Origin of the sequence: Lysinibacillus sp. NPDC097868 (assembly GCF_044761135.1) — a bacterium.
Classification (GTDB): domain Bacteria; phylum Bacillota; class Bacilli; order Bacillales_A; family Planococcaceae; genus Lysinibacillus.
In genome coordinates this window covers 257,765-273,666 of the sequence record NZ_JBIWBS010000002.1, presented here as the reverse complement: position 1 = coordinate 273,666, position 15,902 = coordinate 257,765, and the positions used below count along the sequence as shown (strand labels likewise).

Genomic DNA, 15,902 nt, shown 5'->3' with positions numbered 1-15,902 from the left:
ATATATATAATAAGTACTTAATTGCTATAATCGCAATTTTCTAAAAACGGAAAGGTGTGAAAACTATGGATAATACTAAAACCGTCCACCGATTAAGCACTGTGGATAATGCCATCTCATTACTCACATTATTTTTAAAATACCAATCAATCGGGCTAGTTGACATTGAGCGCGAGCTACAAATTAGTAAAACAGCGGCTTTTCGTTTAGCAGTTACCTTAACTGACCGTGGTATGCTATTAAAAAATTCCGAAAATAAAACGTATCAGCCAGGGCCAATTATTTTCCAAATCGTCAATCGCTTTCATTCGCCAGATATTGTCTCTATTGCCCAGCCATACATGGTGGAACTTGCAGCTACAACAAAGGAGTCTGTTTACTTATCTATACGATCAGGTAATAAACACCTCTTTTTATCCGGTGTTGAAAGTGAACATGCCTTAAAAGTAACCGCTCCACTAGGAGAAGAATATGAATTATATTACGGCGCTATCGGTAAATTACATATGGCCTACATGTCGCCTAAAGATTTACAAACATATTTTAATCGTACAACCTATATCCAACATACAGAAACAATGCTAGATATTGAACTTCTAAAGCAACAGCTCTCCACCATCAAGCAAGATGGCTATGCTTGGAGCCTTGGAGAACGGGCAGATGGTATGATTGGTGTCGCTGCACCTATTTGGGGGAATAGTGAAGAGCCTGTAGCTGCTCTAACCATCCTTCTCCCTCTTGCCCGATATCATGAGGACATTAAAGAACAAATGGAAAAAATCGTGCAAGAATATACAGCAAAAATTACACAAGACTTTCTTGAAAAGCAACACTAGCCATTTGACATGATTTGTTGCTTATAACTTTCCTTTACAAGGGTTTGTTCAAATGCAAGCCCTTGCTCTAACGATCGATCCATACCACTAGAAATTAACCGTTTAATTTGCTGCGCTGTCTTAGGATACGTCGTTATACGCTTCATAAAACTTAATACTTCATCAAATAAGTGCTCTTCTTCAAAAATGTTTGTGACAATTTGACGAGCCTTCGCTTCCTCAGCTGATAAATAATAACCTTTCATCGCAAAATCTATCGCCCAACCATGACGCATTAATCGGGGCAGGCTTTGTGTTCCCCCAGCTGCCGGTAGCATCCCTAGTGCACATTCAGGCAATGATATTTTTGTTTTAGGTGCTGCAAAACGAAAGTCGCAAATCATCGCCATCTCAATTCCAGAGCCAACAGCAAAGCCATGTAAAATAGCGGCAATCGGCTTCGAACATCGACGGAATTCATCCCAAATGTCATGCTGAATCCGAATTTTTCGTTTTTCAATGACGGAAGGTATTGTACCAAATTCTTTTAAATCTGCACCAGCACAAAATCCTTTGCCATTTCCTCGTAAAATAACGCCATCGATTGTAGGGTCAGCCTGTACAGCTAAAATATGTTCATACAGTGCATCACGCATCGCCACACTAACAGCATTTAATTTTTCAGGGTGATTCAAAGTAATAATGGCTATATTTTCATCTCTCTCTAATAAAACGATTGATTCCATGTAATCTCCTCCTACTCACCAATAAAATGCGGCTTGCGTTTCTCTAAAAATGCCTGTACACCTTCCATACGATCACGTGAAGTTTGTAATAATAAATAGACATCTAACTCTAAACGTAAGCCTTGCTCAAATGGTAACTCGCTTCCTCGATATAAGCATTCCTTCGTATATTGTAATGATAAAGTAGAGAGCTCGCTTAGTCGCAATCCTTCTGTACAAGCCGTTTCCCATAACTCATCCCGTGTTACTTGTATTGTAGCTAAGCCTAGCGCCATCGCTTCCTCCGCAGTTACAGTAGACTGACCAAGCAAGACATTCATTGCAGCACCTTTACCTATTAACCTTGGCAATCGCTGTGTAATGCCCCCCGCTGGCACTAATCCGTAAGCTAATTCAGGTACCGCAAATTGCACATCCTCCGCAATTATTCGAATATCTGCAATACAAGCAAAGCTAAATGCTAATGATGTACATTGCCCATGAATTGCCATAATAATCGGATATGGTAGCTTTGCCCATAATTCAAGTACTTCTGTTGCAAGGTAAACTGTCTGATATTGTTGTGGAACATCTTCTTCTAAAATCGCAGGGAAACTACTACCAATTGAAAACTCATTTGCACTCGAACCGACAACAACTACCTTAATATCCGTTGCATCACGCAAATAAACAGCCACATCTCGTAACTCTTGAATAAAGGGTGCATGCCATTCATTTTGTGTTGCACGATCTACTAGCTGTATGTAGGCAACGCCTTGCTGTTGCGCTATATTGATAAATTGATAAGTCATAGTGAATCCCTCTTTTCTTTAGAATAATATGTCTTGTAATAAGCTGTATGCTCACCAAAATAAGGGGCTCTTCCTTTCTCTTCTTGCCACGAATTTGGTGTTTCTTCTATTATAATGTCATCACATTTATGCATTGTTTTGACATTTAATGCATCAGATGTTGGCTCATAAGAAACCCAAGCTACCATCGTCGCTACTTCATATTGCGAAACGTCAATCATATAGGCTGCATGCGTTGTTGTTTGTTCATACAAGGCAAGAGCAATCGAAAAGGCGCCCATAACACCTGCTAGCATGTCACTTATAGAAAATGGAGGTAGCGTAGGAGTTCCTGTATGATCTAATGTTTGTGCTACTATTCCACTCATTGACTCTAGTGTGGACCCATAGCCTACATAATCTCGATAAGGTCCTGTTTGACCAAATGCGGATAACGATGCATGAATAATTGACGCATTGTGTAGCTGTAGTACATCATCTGTCAAACCAAAATTCCCCATTACGCGCGGGCTAAAATTATTAACGACAATGTGGCTGTCTTCAATGAGACTTAACAGAATCTCTTTATCTTCCTGTACATTCAAATCTAAAACGACTGATTTTTTATCGCGATTTAGCTCTTCAAAAAATGGCGTTGACCCCGACTTTCCACGAATGCCATCTGGTCGATGTGGCGCTTCTATTTTAAGTACTGTAGCTCCTAAATCTGCGAATAAGCGTGTACAATACGGACCAGCCCACATCGCTGTCAAATCAACAATTTGCAACTCCTTAAAACTGGTAAAAGAAAAGGGCTGGTTTGCTGCCAGCCCTTTTGACATGATCCATGGGGAACGGATGATGCGTTGTTGTTCAATAAAACCTCGACTTTTATGTTGGGGACATTGTATTACTTCCTGATGCGATTGGACACTAGCAAATGGCAATCTAAACGTTTGCCCAAGTGTCATTAGCTCTTGCCGTAATTGACTTGAACTCCACTTACTTAGTGATGCCTCGATATCACGTTTTTGCAACCTTCTTTGAAATTGCGTCGTACAAGTTGGCAAATCTAATTGTGCCCAACGTGTTAAAAATGCCCACTGTTCATCACTTGGAGCACCAATGAACAGATGACCATCCACAGCAGGGGTTAGCATCATCGGTACAATCTCTTGTTCTTCTTTTGTAAACAGTCGACCATGTAGGGCACTCGCTAAAATTGAGGCTACATGCACCACTACTGTGGATTCGCGCCGCCCTTCAAGTAACTGACAAACTGTAAGAAAAGCAATATGAGCTGCCACTAATAATGAGGCGGGGAAACCTCCAATGGCAATAGAAGGGGATGTTTCTTGCTCATTTTCTTTAAGCCAGCCTGCTTTTACTTGGAGTTCACGCTCATCACCTGTTTGAAAAGAATGAAAGTTAATGAATACTGTGACTGCTTTTGGAAAACACGCTGATCTCCACATACTGTCGTCCGTTAGTACAATATCCCATTCACTAGCTGTTTGTACCGATGATGTAAGCACCTTCTGTGAATCACAAAAGAAGGGTTGCTTCAAACTTACTTTTTCTACGTATGCTCCTTGCTGCCGTAATAATTCAGCAGCAAAACTCGTAGCAAGTGTTGTCGAAAGTTCTAGTATTCTACAGCCCTTAAGTGTTTGCTGCTTCATAAAACGACCTCCTATCTTAGTCCGCTGTTGGTAATGCGACCGGTTTTTTTACCTGCATATTTTTATTACAGCACTGTACAGAACCTTCACCGGATTTAATGCACATTACTTCACTTCCGCATTCCAAACATTCAAATCGTTTTCCTAATTGATTCGCCATCGTACATCACTCCTTACTTTTTCTCACTAATCTTCTGCCCACAGCAAGTTAGCTGTCCTTCGCCGATTTTCATAATAATGAATTCACTTTGACATTTTGGGCATGTGAATTTCGTACCGATTTTAATGGTCATTTAGTCTCCCTCGCTTTAGCTAAGCATTTTATTGCCGATAATATTTTTTTCTAGCAAGCTATTATATTCCTCATCCGAAAGTTGTAATAACTCCTTAAACACATATTCATTATCCTGACCAAGTAATGGTGCGGGTGCTTTATGTAAAACACGTTCATTGTTCCATTTAATTGGCCATGAAGGATATAAATGTGTCCCTACATACTCCCTTGTTACCTCTTGATACATATTTTTCAAAAATGGATCATGCTCCATTTCATGCACTTCCAACACAGGACCTGCTGGCACACCCACTTTTTGTAGCCGTGACGCAATTGCGTGATGTGTCTCCTGCTGTGTCCACTTCGAAATAATGGCATCTAACTCATCATGGGCAGCAAAGCGCCCTGCCGCCGTCTTCAAACGCTCATCGTTTAGGAGCGATTGTGCATTCATTTCTAGGCATAAGCTTTGCCATTCTTCATCCGAAGTGATGGAAATCGCAACCCAACTATCTTTACCTTGTGTACGGTATACACCTTGAGGGGCAATCCCTGGCTGACGATTACCTACACGGCTCCAATTTTCACCATTTAATACAAAGTCCGCAATAGGTGCGCCCATATAATTCACGCAACCTTCGTTTTGCGCAAGCTCAATTTCCTGTCCTTCACCAGTAAAATCACGATGCTCTAGTGCAATTAGTAAGGCTGCTGCCGCATGAAAACCTGCTAATACATCAGCAACGCCAAGTACAGTCATCGGTTTACCATCCTGATAGCCATTCAATTGTGCAATACCTGACAGCATTTCAAATGTATAGGCAAATCCAGGTTGATCACGATATGGTCCTGTTTTCCCGTAGGCTGGCATCGATAGCATAATCACATCTTTCTTATACTGAGATAGCACGTCATAAGTTAATTGAAAGTTTTCCATCACACGTGGTGTAAAGTTTTCAATAACAATATCGCATTTCTCCATAATTTTTTTAAAGTACGCTTTTCCCTCTTCATCATTTAAATTAAGCGTCGCACCTCGTTTATTATGATTTGCAGCGTTAAATTGTGGTCCAAACTCCCACCAATCTTCCTTTGGGGATGTTAACATAAAGCGGAAGCCATCCGGTGATTGAATGGATTCCAACTTAATAATTTCCGCACCAAGTGCACCGAGATAAGACGTACACATTGGGCCTGACCACCACATCGACAAATCTAAAATTCGTACTCCCTTTAATGGTTGATGCATATGATTCACCCTTTCTAGATTTGTGTACTTTTATCATAGAATGCTTTTAATGTTTTTTCGTTATGCTCACCTAGCAAAGGTGCGCTTGTACGAATCGACCAAGGTGTTTTCGACATTCGGAAAGGTGCGCCTGGTTGCTTCATGATGCCAAGCTCTGGATGATTGACCTCGACGAAAAATTCACGTTCTACATACTGCTCTAAAGAAAGTAAGTCTTCAAAAGTCGGAACGAGCGTTACAGGTACACGCCATTCATTGCCTAAAGCAAGCACTTCTTCAGTCGTATGCTTCATTAAAAACGCATCAAGGCGCTCTTGGAAAATGTCCTTATGAATTAAGCGTTGCGGTAACGTTGTAAAACGCTCATCTTCTACCCAATCATACGCCTCAATCATAAAGCAGAATCCTTGCCAATGTTGCCCTGTTAGAACACTTATGCCGACATGCCCATCCTTACATTGTTCAATACCTGGTAGCATGACATAACGTCCCTCATACTTAAAAACACTTGTCGGATAAGAGTTTTGAACAGTTGGATAGGAACGCTGTAATAAGCCCATTTCCGCAATGGATATATCTAAATGCGCACCTATTCCCGATACACGTGCCTCTCGACATGCCGCTAGCGCCGAGGATGCTGCAAACGTACCTGTAATGTACTCTAAAATACGTAATTGTCCTGCTGCACGTACTGGCTCTCGCTCTGGCTCACCAACAGAGGATAAGAAACCGCTCATTGCCTGCGTAATAATCTCCGTTGCCTTATAATGTGCAAACTCCCCCTGTTGCCCAAAGTTTGAAATCGATACCATCACAAGCTTAGGATTAATTGCCTTTAACGTTTCATAATCTAAGCCAAGCCGCTTCATCACCCCTGGTGCAAAGTTTTCAACAAGTAAATCCATATCCTTCACTAACTGCTTGATAATAAGAATACTTTGTTTGGATTTTAAATCGAGTGTAATACTTTGTTTATTATTATTTAAATAAGCAAATAAACCACTCGCATTTAAATTTTCCTCTTTATTTTTAAAAGGACCAGCCACTCTTGATGGATCACCCGTTTCAGGACGTTCAACTTTAATGACTTCCGCTCCATAATCGGCCAATATTTTTGTACAATAGGGTCCTGCAATATGCCAGGACAAATCAAGTACCTTCAGATGAGTTAACGCTGAATTCGTCATCTACTCCCCCCTTACATACTAGATACTTTTGAAGGTTCTTCTGGCTTTATGGACAACCATTCACCTAGATTACGCAGATGCACTTCTGACGTACCAAATTCTAGTTGTTGCCCTTTAAAGCGACGATAACAAAACTGTAGTGGATAGTCATAATCAATTCCCATCCCACCGTGTAGTTGATGTGCACCTGTCACTACTTTTTGTCCTTCTTGACTAAGCCAAGCTTTTGCAATGGCTGCTTCTGTTGTCGCATCTTTGCCTTCTACTAATCTTGAAAAGGCATGAAAGGCTGCTAGACGACCGCCTTCAACAATTGTTAACATATCCGACATTCGATGTTGAACAGCTTGGAACGAACCAATTGGCACATTAAATTGATGACGCTCCTTGACATAATCGGATGTAATATCAACTGCTCGACTGAGTACGCCAGTCATTTCAATAGATTTTAATGCTGTTGCAAACGTTAGCATGTCACTAGCAACTTGGAACCCTTCTCCAACTTTCCCTAAGATTTGCTCAGCACTTACTTCCACATGATTGAACTGCACTTCACATAAACCGTCTGCACTAATCGTTGGAATGTCTTTTACTTCAATTCCTTTTGTAGCCGTATCAATAAGGAAAACTGTCAACCCTTCCTCTGTACCAACAGCACCCTGATCTGTACGTGCTACGACAAATAACTTTTCAACTGACTGTGCAAAAGGAACAAATAACTTTGTACCATTTATCACATATTTATCTCCAGCAAAAACCGCTTCTAGCGACAGATGCTCCAATTTGTTATGCGCATGTGACTCAGCAATGGCATAGCTTACTTTCTGTTCTCCATTTGTAAATGCTGGTAGCCAACTTTCTTTTTGTATCTCTGTACCATGCGTGAGTACTGGCATTACACCACTCACGATCGTTGATAAGAAAGGTCCTTGGAATAAGCCCCAACCCGCTTCCTCCATGACAATCGCTAAATCTAAAAAGTCTCCACCAAAACCACCATATTGCTCTGGCACAACAAGACCGACAAAGCCTAGCTCCATCAGTTCGTTATAAAGCTTTTCTGAATAATGATGTGGATTTTTTTCAAAGGCGCGTAATTCCTCTAGCCCACACTTCTCTTTAAAAAACTTCCGAGCTGTTTGCTTAAACTCCTTTTGAATATCATTTAAATGAAAATCCATTACGAACCCTCCTCATATTTTTTTAAATTTAATAAGCGATACGTCTTCATATACCTGATCGTCCACGACTACTTCTACAGGCATACCGATTGCCATTTCATCTGGAGCAGCATCCAGCATATTGCCGACAATTCTTGCCCCATTTTCTAATTCGACTAACACAACTTCATAGGGTGTTTGAAACCCAGGGTGTACCGAACGGTGATACACAACATAAGAATAGATTTTTCCTTTTGTAGGTGCCTCAACCCATTCCAATTCGAAACTGTGACAGTTATAACAAACAGGACGCGGGGGATGTAACACCGTACCGCACTTGCAACATTGTTGAAAATGCAATTTCTTTGTTTCCTGAAGCTTGTGCCAAAACATTTCCGTATCTTCATTCATATTTGGCTTTGGTGTGCCAATACCCGTATATTGCACCATATTGTTTTACCCCTTCCTTAAAATGAGCCCACTTGTTGGTACACCTAAACCACCTGTAACAAGCACATTTTCCACGTTATCAATTTGTGTTGTGGATGTTCCACGAATTTGCCGCACACCTTCTGTAATTAAATTCATTCCATGTAAATAACCTTCCGACATTAAGCCACCCGCTGTGTTAATCGGTAACTCACCATGACGATTAATTCTCGTGCCACCTTCACAATACGCAACCCCCTCACCTCGACTTACAAAGCCAAGTGCTTCTAGTTGCATCGGAATTAATGGACTAAATGCATCGTAAAACTGAGCCACATCAATGTCCTGCGGTGTAATGCCAGCTTGTTGGAATAATTTTTTACCGTACGCTTCTACTTCATGTAAAAACGTAATTTCATCGCGGTAATAACTCGTCATTACTTCTCCATTTGTAGACATCCCTTGGCTAGCTCCAGCTATAATTGCTGGCTTTTGTTTTAATGCTTTAGCACGCTCTCGGGTTGTTACAATGACTGCTATTGCACCGTCAGTACTTAGACAACAATCATGTCGACGCAATGGCTCGACATTGATAGGTGATGCCAAGTATTCCTCCATCGTCATTTTGCGATTATAAAAGATTGCATTCGGATTGCGATTTGCATTTTCGCGATTTACTAAAGGTGCCCACGCTAGCTGTCCATCCTTTATGCCATATTCATAAATATAACGGTTGGCAAACATCGCTACCCATGACACAGGTGTTAATAAGCCATACGGATGATACATGCCCATGTGCAAATCTCCACTTACACGTGTTGGCTCAAAATCGCCATAACGCATCGGACCAGATGCATCACGAATGGAACGCACACAAACTACGTAGTTCGCCATACCAGATGCGACAGCAGCTGCTGCACTTGCCACCGTTCCACAACTCGCACCACCACCATACGGAATTTGGTTGAAGTAACTTAAGTTTGGAATCCCAAGTGCCCGTACAATATCAATTTGCGTAGCACTATCCATCGTATAATTGACCATGCCATCGATTTCGTTAATAGCTAAACCTGCATCTTCTGCAGCAGCTAGAATCGCTTCAAGTGCCATTCGTAATTCCGTTCTTCCGCAATTTTGACTAAATTCCGTTTGTCCAATTCCTACAATTGCTGCTTTCCCTTGAATCGTTTCCACACCTTTACCCCCTTGGTAATGCTAAGACGCCTTCTCCTAATGCGTGATAGCCTAGATTGTTTTTACCGACAAACTCAATCTCTACTAGACATTCATCGTTATCCTTATATTTCTTTTTCACATGCCCACTAAAGACGAGCGTGTCATTTGGATAGTTGGGTACTGCTAATTTCAACGCAATTTTTTTCAAGGTACTTTCTGGTCCTGCCCAATCAGTTAAGTATTTACCGACAAGTCCGTTCGTCGTTAAAATATTCATAAACACATCATCTGCGCCAGCTGCCTTTGCTGCCAAATGATCGTGATGGACGTTTTCATAATCATGCGTTGCTGCAATCGCACCGCCCACAACGAGTGCTGCTGTTACCTCCCTAGAAGTAGTAGGCAGTTCCGTTCCGACTTCAATAGAATTCCAAGTTATGCTTGCATATGTCGTCGCTTCCATTCCCATTCCTCCTATTCTTGCACTTGCGCTTGATACGATAAGATTGTAAATGACTGCTTACAAACAACCTCATTGTGCTGGTTTAAAAATGTATATAAAAATGTCGAGAAGTAACCTGGACCACGTGCCGTTTGCTTCAAAGGTGAAATTTCTTTCACGGACAGCGTGTAACTAATGTCATCCCCTATTTTCATTGGCACAAAATATTCTTGTACTTGTGCGGTAGCAACAATCGAAGAATAGCCATGCTCCTTTAGCAAATCTACTAAATGTTCCATCGAATTTTTTTCGCGCTCTACTTTTGGCCAAAGTGGATTCATCGTAAAAACTTGCACCTGTGTTGGTGGTGCGATAATTTCTCCGTAACGTGATGCCTTTGCATAAGCGTCATCACGATACAATGGATTGGCATCTTCCATCACTTCGCAATAATGGCGAATCATCGGACGGCATACTTCATCAGTGCCTTTTGTCACCTCTGATTCAATGCCGACTAGCGATTGTAGCATTTCTGTTGTTAATGACATGTCTTCGTTCCCTCCTTTGTATTAAGCACGGCGTAAGCCTAAACCAAAGCGTGCCACTAAATCACGTTGTACATCGTTGGCACCGCCACCAAATAAGAACACGAGGCGTTTCTTTGCATAATGTTCTGCATCGCCGTTCGCTATTGCCCATTCAGAGCCGTCTCGCACTTGCCCAAATAGCCCCATAATATGCATGCAAGAATCAAAGACACGCTGATTGATTTCAGCTGCAAACACTTTATTCATCGAAGGTCTAAATGGCGCTGCTTGTTCATTGTCATGTCCCCACGCAGCACGGTAATTGAGTAAACGCAATACTTCTAAATTCATCTTCATTTGTGCAAAATGCTCTTTTACCCATGGACGATCAATGACACGTTCACCATCAATCACTGCTTCTTGAGCAAATGCTAATGTTTCTTCCACCATACGCTCCATACGCGCATATGTAGAAAGCATTAAACGTTCAAGGGAAAGTTGTGAAGTAATGTATTGCCAGCCTTTATTTTCTTCACCAACAAGCGCCGAAGCAGGTACCCGCACATTCTCATAGTAGGTAACATTCGTTTCTTCTCCCATTAGAGCCATTGGGGTTACAGAAAATCCTGGATCTGTCGTTGGCACTAAAAAAATCGAAATGCCCTTATGCTTTGACACTGTTGTATCTGTTCGCGCTGCAAGCCAAATATAATCAGCAATATGTGCGTTTGTCGTGAAAATCTTTTGACCGTTGATGACATACTCATCACCATCACGAACTGCTGTTGTTTCTAATGCAGCTAGGTCAGTACCTGCTTGTGGTTCTGAATAGCCAATCGCTATCTCCACTTCACCTTTTAATATTTTTGGTAGAAAATAATTTTTTTGTTCCTCAGTTCCTAATTTCATTAATGTTGGACCGACTGTTTCTAGCGTAATGAACGGAATATTGACACCTGTGCGATCTATTTCCTCGATGAAAATATATTGCTCAAGCGGTGTAAGACCTTGCCCACCATACTCCTTTGGCCACCCAACACCGAGCCAACCATCATCACCAAGCTTTTTAATGTACGCCTTCCAGATAGGCCCCCCTTCTGGTGTTACTTTCAACTCCTCGATTAACTCCTCTGTTATTTGCTCCGCTAAGTACTCTCGAATGGTCTTACGTAACAACTCTTGTTTTGCTGTTAATTCAAATTTCATCTACTCCATCACCTTTCTATTTTTATTCCACTAAGTTAGTAGTATATTGATCACGTAAATCACGCTTTAATATCTTTCCTGATGATGTACGTGGTAATTCCGTTGCAAATTCTATTATTCTAGGACATTTAAAACTAGCGAGTCGCTCTCGACAATATGCCGTAATATCCGCAATAGCAGGTGGTGCAAGTTCATTATTTGGAATAACGACCGCTAAAATCTCTTCGCCCCATTCCACACTAGGTATACCAATCACTGCTGCATCAGAAATTTCCGGATGAGCCATAAGCACATTTTCAATTTCCTGCGGTGCAATATTTTCACCACCACGAATAATCATGTCTGAGTTGCGCCCTTTTAAAAATAAATAGCCATCCTCATCTAAGTAACCCATATCTTTTGTGTTGATCCAGCCTTTAATCATCGTTTCTTTTGATTCTTCTGGACGATTCCAGTAACCTTTCATCGCCTTTGCGGTTTTAATGTAAACGTTACCAATTTCATTAGGAGATAATTCATTATGACTGTCATCAAGTATTTTAATGTCTACATTTGGCAATGGCTTTCCTACCGAATGTAAGCGTTGAATCTTGCGTTCAATTTCTTCCGCTGTACCCACAAGCTTATGGTCATCAGGTCCTAATACAGCGACCGTTGATGTCGTTTCTGTCATCCCAAAAGCATTGGCAAAATCAACTGATAAAGGGAACATCTCAATTGCCTGACGAATAATTGGGAATGGCATTGGTGCCGCCCCGTAGGATAAGCTTTGTAAACTTGAAAAATCGGTTTTTTCGAAGCGTGGATGATCAATAATACGCTTTAGCATCGTCGGCACTAAAAATGCGTGTGTCACTTGCTCTTGCTCTAACGTATCTAGCCACGTATCTGCTTCAAACTGGCGAATCAATACAATACGGCGACCACCATAAATACAGTTACAAATACTGGTTGCCCCAGCTACATGGTAATTTGGAACACATGTTAACGATGCACCATTTGGCAAGCCCGTTGCCGCTTCGGTATGCCCCATCACATAATTCGTTAGCTGTGTATAAGTAAGCATGACCCCTTTTGGCAAACTCGTTGTCCCACTCGTATAGAGCAAAATCGCAATATCGTCTTCATCTATGTCGGCAAAGTCAATCATCGGCTCAGTATTCGCAATGTATGTTTCATATAAATCGTAACCATATGCGTCATCGCCTATCACAATCGTCTTTTCAATTTTGCACATCGGATTATTTAAAAATTGTTCTATGGATTGTACATAGCGACCTTCAATTAGTAAAACTTTAATCTCGCTATCTCGTAGCATATACTCCAACTCTTCTGGCTTAGCACGATAGTTAATCGGAACAATTGTTGCACCTAGTTGAAATGCTGCAAAAAAACTTTCTACCACTTCCGGGCTATTTGTTGAAATAACCCCCACTCGATCCCCATGTTTAACACCATCAGCTGCCAATCGACTAGCCAATGCACCTACACGATGGGCAAGTTGCTCATAACTTAATCGCCTATTAAAAAAAGTTAAAATTTCTTGCTCTGGTGCAATACTTGAGGCAATTGACAATAGCAAATATGCGTTCATTTCACCGCTCCTCCTTTATTGAATATTCAGAATATTATAGTCATTTCGATTATGATAATATATAATTTCGAATATAGCAATAATTCTTCAAAATTTTTTATTTAGAACGGAAAATTAAAAATTGTGGGGTGTTTTTATGAAGGTAAAAAAAGACCGTCGTGCACAGCATTCACGTAACTTAATCAAGCAAACGTATATTTCTTTAGTTCAAGAAAGAGGCTCTACCGTTGTTTCGATTACGGATATCGTCGCTCGTTGTAATATTAATCGCTCTACTTTTTACATGCACTTTCACACAAAGGAACACTTACAAAATCAAATTGTCTTGGATTTTATTGAAGATATTTGCGGGATGATGGTACAGCATGCAGAGCCTTCTCCAACTTTCTTTTTTCAATACGGTGTACAACATGCCATTTTTAGCTATGTAGAACAGCACTATGTCGCCTTCCACACATTTTTAACTTTTAGCGATTCTTTTATGAAAAGACTTTCTTCTGAGATCTATAACCAATTTTTAACTATAGTAAAAGACAAGATGCCAGCACCTCAAATTGCTGCCACGTATTATGCCTCCGTCATTACAGGCATGATTTATCATTGGAGTGTTGAAACATATTATCAATATTCCGCACAATTTATAGCGCAAGAAACGACAAAACTTTTTGAGTCAAACATGCTTTGTCAGCAATTAAATAGTTAAAAGTAGAATACTGTCGAAATGTTAGTAAAAATCCATCAAAGCACTAAACATTGTTGTTTATACGACATTTTCATAAAATTTGTGGATTGAAATCCGAAAATTATATCTCTTATAATGAGGCTTAATAAATTCTTGCAGAAGGAGATGCATTGGATTGTAAACGCTTTATTATTATTAAGGGGGATGATTAGAAATGGCAAGTACGGAAAACAAACCACAAGATGCAAAGGTTACACGAGCGCAATGGATTCAATTTTTAGCATTAGTTTTCGGGGCATTTGTAGCAATTGAGGCTATGGCATTTCAGGCACCGGCCATTCCGGTAATTTCGCAACATTTTAAACTTCCAACCTACTTAGCTGGTTTAATTTTACTAACTTTTTATGTTGCTTCCGCTACACTGTATCCCATTGTAGGTCGTCTAGCAGATCAGTATGGTCGAAAAAAGATGTTGCTTATCGGCATGGTGATTTTCACTATTTCTGAAGTTGCCGCTGCAATAGCGCCGGATTTCACAGTCTTCCTAGTTGCGCGGGTATTCCAAGGGGTAGCGGTTGGCTTTATTTTACCAATCGCCATTGCTTATATCGGGGTCATTTTCCCACCCGAAAAACGAGGAATGGCATCGGGCATCTTTTCATCCGTACAAGCTATCGCTGCCATGTCAGGCGCTGCAATTGCAGGCTATTTGATATTACAATATGGCTGGCCCATTATTTATTGGATTAGTGCGGCATTAGCATTTCTTGGCTTAATTGTTGTCTTAATTTTCGTAGAGGAATCGAAGGGAGAAAAGCAATCATCCTTTGATTTCATCGGTCTCATCCTTATCTTTGTTACATCGATAACATTATTGTCCGTGTCAACAATCGGTAAAATGTTTGGCTTCTTTTCACCGTATACAATCATTACGTTATTTGTAGGCTTAGTGGCAATTGTGCTATTGTGGATTTGCGAAAATCGCATGAACAATCCACTAATCGAGCTATCCCTATTGAAAATTAAACTATTTAGTATGGCTGTGGGCATTAACTTGCTCATCGTCGCAACCTTTATGCTATTCATCTATTGCATGAATTTCTTTATCTCCTCACGTCCAGGCGGGGATGCCTCTCAAACAGGATTATTTTACATGTTTTTATACGGGGCATCATCGATAGGGGGCTTAGTCGTAGGTCGCTTATCAGATAAAATCAATGGCCGTTCCATTTTAATTACGATTTTCTTTATCCCAACGATTATAATGTTCATCTTTACTATGCTTGACGCATCAACACCATTTAATATTATTGCGGTATTAGCGATTTGTCTTGGTTTCGTATCCGGTGCCAATACACCAATTTTAATGAAATTTGCCTTAAACGAAGTACCAAAAGAAAAACTAGCGGCAGGTGCAGGACTATTTTCATTCATCCGCGATTTCGGCACACCATTAGGCTCTGTCTCAGGTATTGTACTATTCTCCATTTTTAAAGACGCTGCATTTAAAGAAACGTTACTCGCTTCTGCATCTGAAGCCGGCATTGCAAGCGAACATTCAGCAGCACTAATAGCCGCCGGTCAAACAGGTACTGTCGAAAATGGTGCATTAGCTGAACATCTTACATCTTTAGGGGTATCGTTCGAATCCATGTTTACCGCGGCAAATGCAGCAGGTCTTACGTCCGCTGTCCATACCATCGCCTACATTGCGATGGCACTGTTTGCTACGATTCTGTTCCTATGCTTCTTAATTCCGAAGGCGAAGAAGACACCGGCCACGGCGGTTATTGCGCAGGAAATGGTCGTTGTGGAGGAGACGGTTTCTTAAGGTTTGGAGCGAAGAAAAATGTCCAACGAAGTCTTTTAGTGGACTTTGTTGGACGTTCTTTTACTATTTTAATTACATGAGTTAAAGTTGATTCATTCAATTTTCCTATATTTGTATATAATTGAATTAATC

General features: G+C 40.7%; 16 protein-coding genes. 3 read left to right on the top strand and 13 right to left on the bottom strand.

The window, feature by feature from the left end; all coding sequences use genetic code 11:
- Positions 1–65: 65 nt before the first annotated feature.
- On the top strand, positions 66–836 hold the full coding sequence (locus tag ACIQXJ_RS16175) for an IclR family transcriptional regulator (protein WP_403055115.1): 771 nt from the start codon (positions 66–68) through the stop codon (positions 834–836).
- On the opposite strand, the gene ACIQXJ_RS16170 is transcribed toward ACIQXJ_RS16175, so the two are convergent.
- The 13 genes from ACIQXJ_RS16170 to ACIQXJ_RS16110 form a co-directional block, all read right to left on the bottom strand.
- Positions 833–1,561, bottom strand: coding sequence for an enoyl-CoA hydratase/isomerase family protein (locus ACIQXJ_RS16170; RefSeq protein ID WP_403055117.1), 729 nt, complete (start codon positions 1,559–1,561; stop codon positions 833–835). The two genes, ACIQXJ_RS16175 and ACIQXJ_RS16170, sit on opposite strands and share 4 nt — an antisense overlap.
- An 11-nt stretch (positions 1,562–1,572) precedes the next feature.
- Positions 1,573–2,352 carry an enoyl-CoA hydratase/isomerase family protein gene (locus ACIQXJ_RS16165; RefSeq protein ID WP_403055119.1) on the bottom strand — a complete coding sequence of 260 codons (780 nt, stop codon included), beginning with the start codon at positions 2,350–2,352 and terminating at the stop codon, positions 1,573–1,575.
- On the bottom strand, positions 2,349–4,013 hold the full coding sequence (locus ACIQXJ_RS16160) for a CoA transferase (RefSeq protein ID WP_403055121.1): 1,665 nt from the start codon (positions 4,011–4,013) through the stop codon (positions 2,349–2,351). The genes ACIQXJ_RS16165 and ACIQXJ_RS16160 overlap by 4 nt, the downstream gene beginning before the upstream one ends.
- A gap of 16 nt (positions 4,014–4,029) precedes the next feature.
- Positions 4,030–4,173: a hypothetical protein gene (locus tag ACIQXJ_RS16155; protein ID WP_340822610.1), complete on the bottom strand. Its 144-nt coding sequence runs from the start codon at positions 4,171–4,173 to the stop codon at positions 4,030–4,032.
- Between the two features lie 148 nt (positions 4,174–4,321).
- Positions 4,322–5,536: a CaiB/BaiF CoA transferase family protein gene (locus ACIQXJ_RS16150; protein WP_403055123.1), complete on the bottom strand. Its 1,215-nt coding sequence runs from the start codon at positions 5,534–5,536 to the stop codon at positions 4,322–4,324.
- Between the two features lie 14 nt (positions 5,537–5,550).
- Positions 5,551–6,723, bottom strand: a complete 1,173-nt coding sequence (locus ACIQXJ_RS16145; protein WP_403055125.1) for a CaiB/BaiF CoA transferase family protein — start codon at positions 6,721–6,723, stop codon at positions 5,551–5,553.
- Positions 6,724–6,734: 11 nt separating this feature from the next.
- Positions 6,735–7,904, bottom strand: coding sequence for an acyl-CoA dehydrogenase family protein (locus tag ACIQXJ_RS16140; protein ID WP_403055127.1), 1,170 nt, complete (start codon positions 7,902–7,904; stop codon positions 6,735–6,737).
- A 12-nt stretch (positions 7,905–7,916) separates the two neighbouring features.
- A complete protein-coding gene (locus tag ACIQXJ_RS16135) occupies positions 7,917–8,333 on the bottom strand; it encodes a Zn-ribbon domain-containing OB-fold protein (RefSeq protein ID WP_403055129.1) in 417 nt (138 codons plus the stop codon).
- Between the two features lie 6 nt (positions 8,334–8,339).
- Positions 8,340–9,506 (bottom strand): thiolase C-terminal domain-containing protein, encoded by a 1,167-nt coding sequence (locus tag ACIQXJ_RS16130; protein ID WP_403055131.1) that lies wholly within the window; start codon positions 9,504–9,506, stop codon positions 8,340–8,342.
- Positions 9,507–9,510: 4 nt separating this feature from the next.
- Positions 9,511–9,951 carry a hotdog family protein gene (locus tag ACIQXJ_RS16125; RefSeq protein WP_401012814.1) on the bottom strand — a complete coding sequence of 147 codons (441 nt, stop codon included), beginning with the start codon at positions 9,949–9,951 and terminating at the stop codon, positions 9,511–9,513.
- An 11-nt stretch (positions 9,952–9,962) separates the two neighbouring features.
- Positions 9,963–10,478, bottom strand: coding sequence for an FAS1-like dehydratase domain-containing protein (locus ACIQXJ_RS16120; protein WP_403055133.1), 516 nt, complete (start codon positions 10,476–10,478; stop codon positions 9,963–9,965).
- Positions 10,479–10,499: 21 nt separating this feature from the next.
- Positions 10,500–11,663, bottom strand: coding sequence for an acyl-CoA dehydrogenase family protein (locus ACIQXJ_RS16115; protein WP_403055135.1), 1,164 nt, complete (start codon positions 11,661–11,663; stop codon positions 10,500–10,502).
- 22 nt (positions 11,664–11,685) lie between these two features.
- Positions 11,686–13,257 carry a class I adenylate-forming enzyme family protein gene (locus ACIQXJ_RS16110; protein WP_403055137.1) on the bottom strand — a complete coding sequence of 524 codons (1,572 nt, stop codon included), beginning with the start codon at positions 13,255–13,257 and terminating at the stop codon, positions 11,686–11,688.
- A 136-nt stretch (positions 13,258–13,393) separates the two neighbouring features.
- Here ACIQXJ_RS16110 and ACIQXJ_RS16105 point away from each other — a divergent pair, with 136 nt between their 5' ends.
- Together ACIQXJ_RS16105 and ACIQXJ_RS16100 are read left to right on the top strand one after the other, a co-directional pair.
- Complete coding sequence (locus tag ACIQXJ_RS16105; protein WP_403055139.1) at positions 13,394–13,960, top strand: TetR/AcrR family transcriptional regulator; 567 nt, start codon at positions 13,394–13,396, stop codon at positions 13,958–13,960.
- 193 nt (positions 13,961–14,153) lie between these two features.
- The gene (locus ACIQXJ_RS16100; RefSeq protein WP_403055141.1) at positions 14,154–15,770 is read left to right on the top strand and encodes an MFS transporter; all 1,617 of its coding nucleotides are present in this window, start codon (positions 14,154–14,156) and stop codon (positions 15,768–15,770) included.
- Positions 15,771–15,902 lie beyond the last annotated feature (132 nt).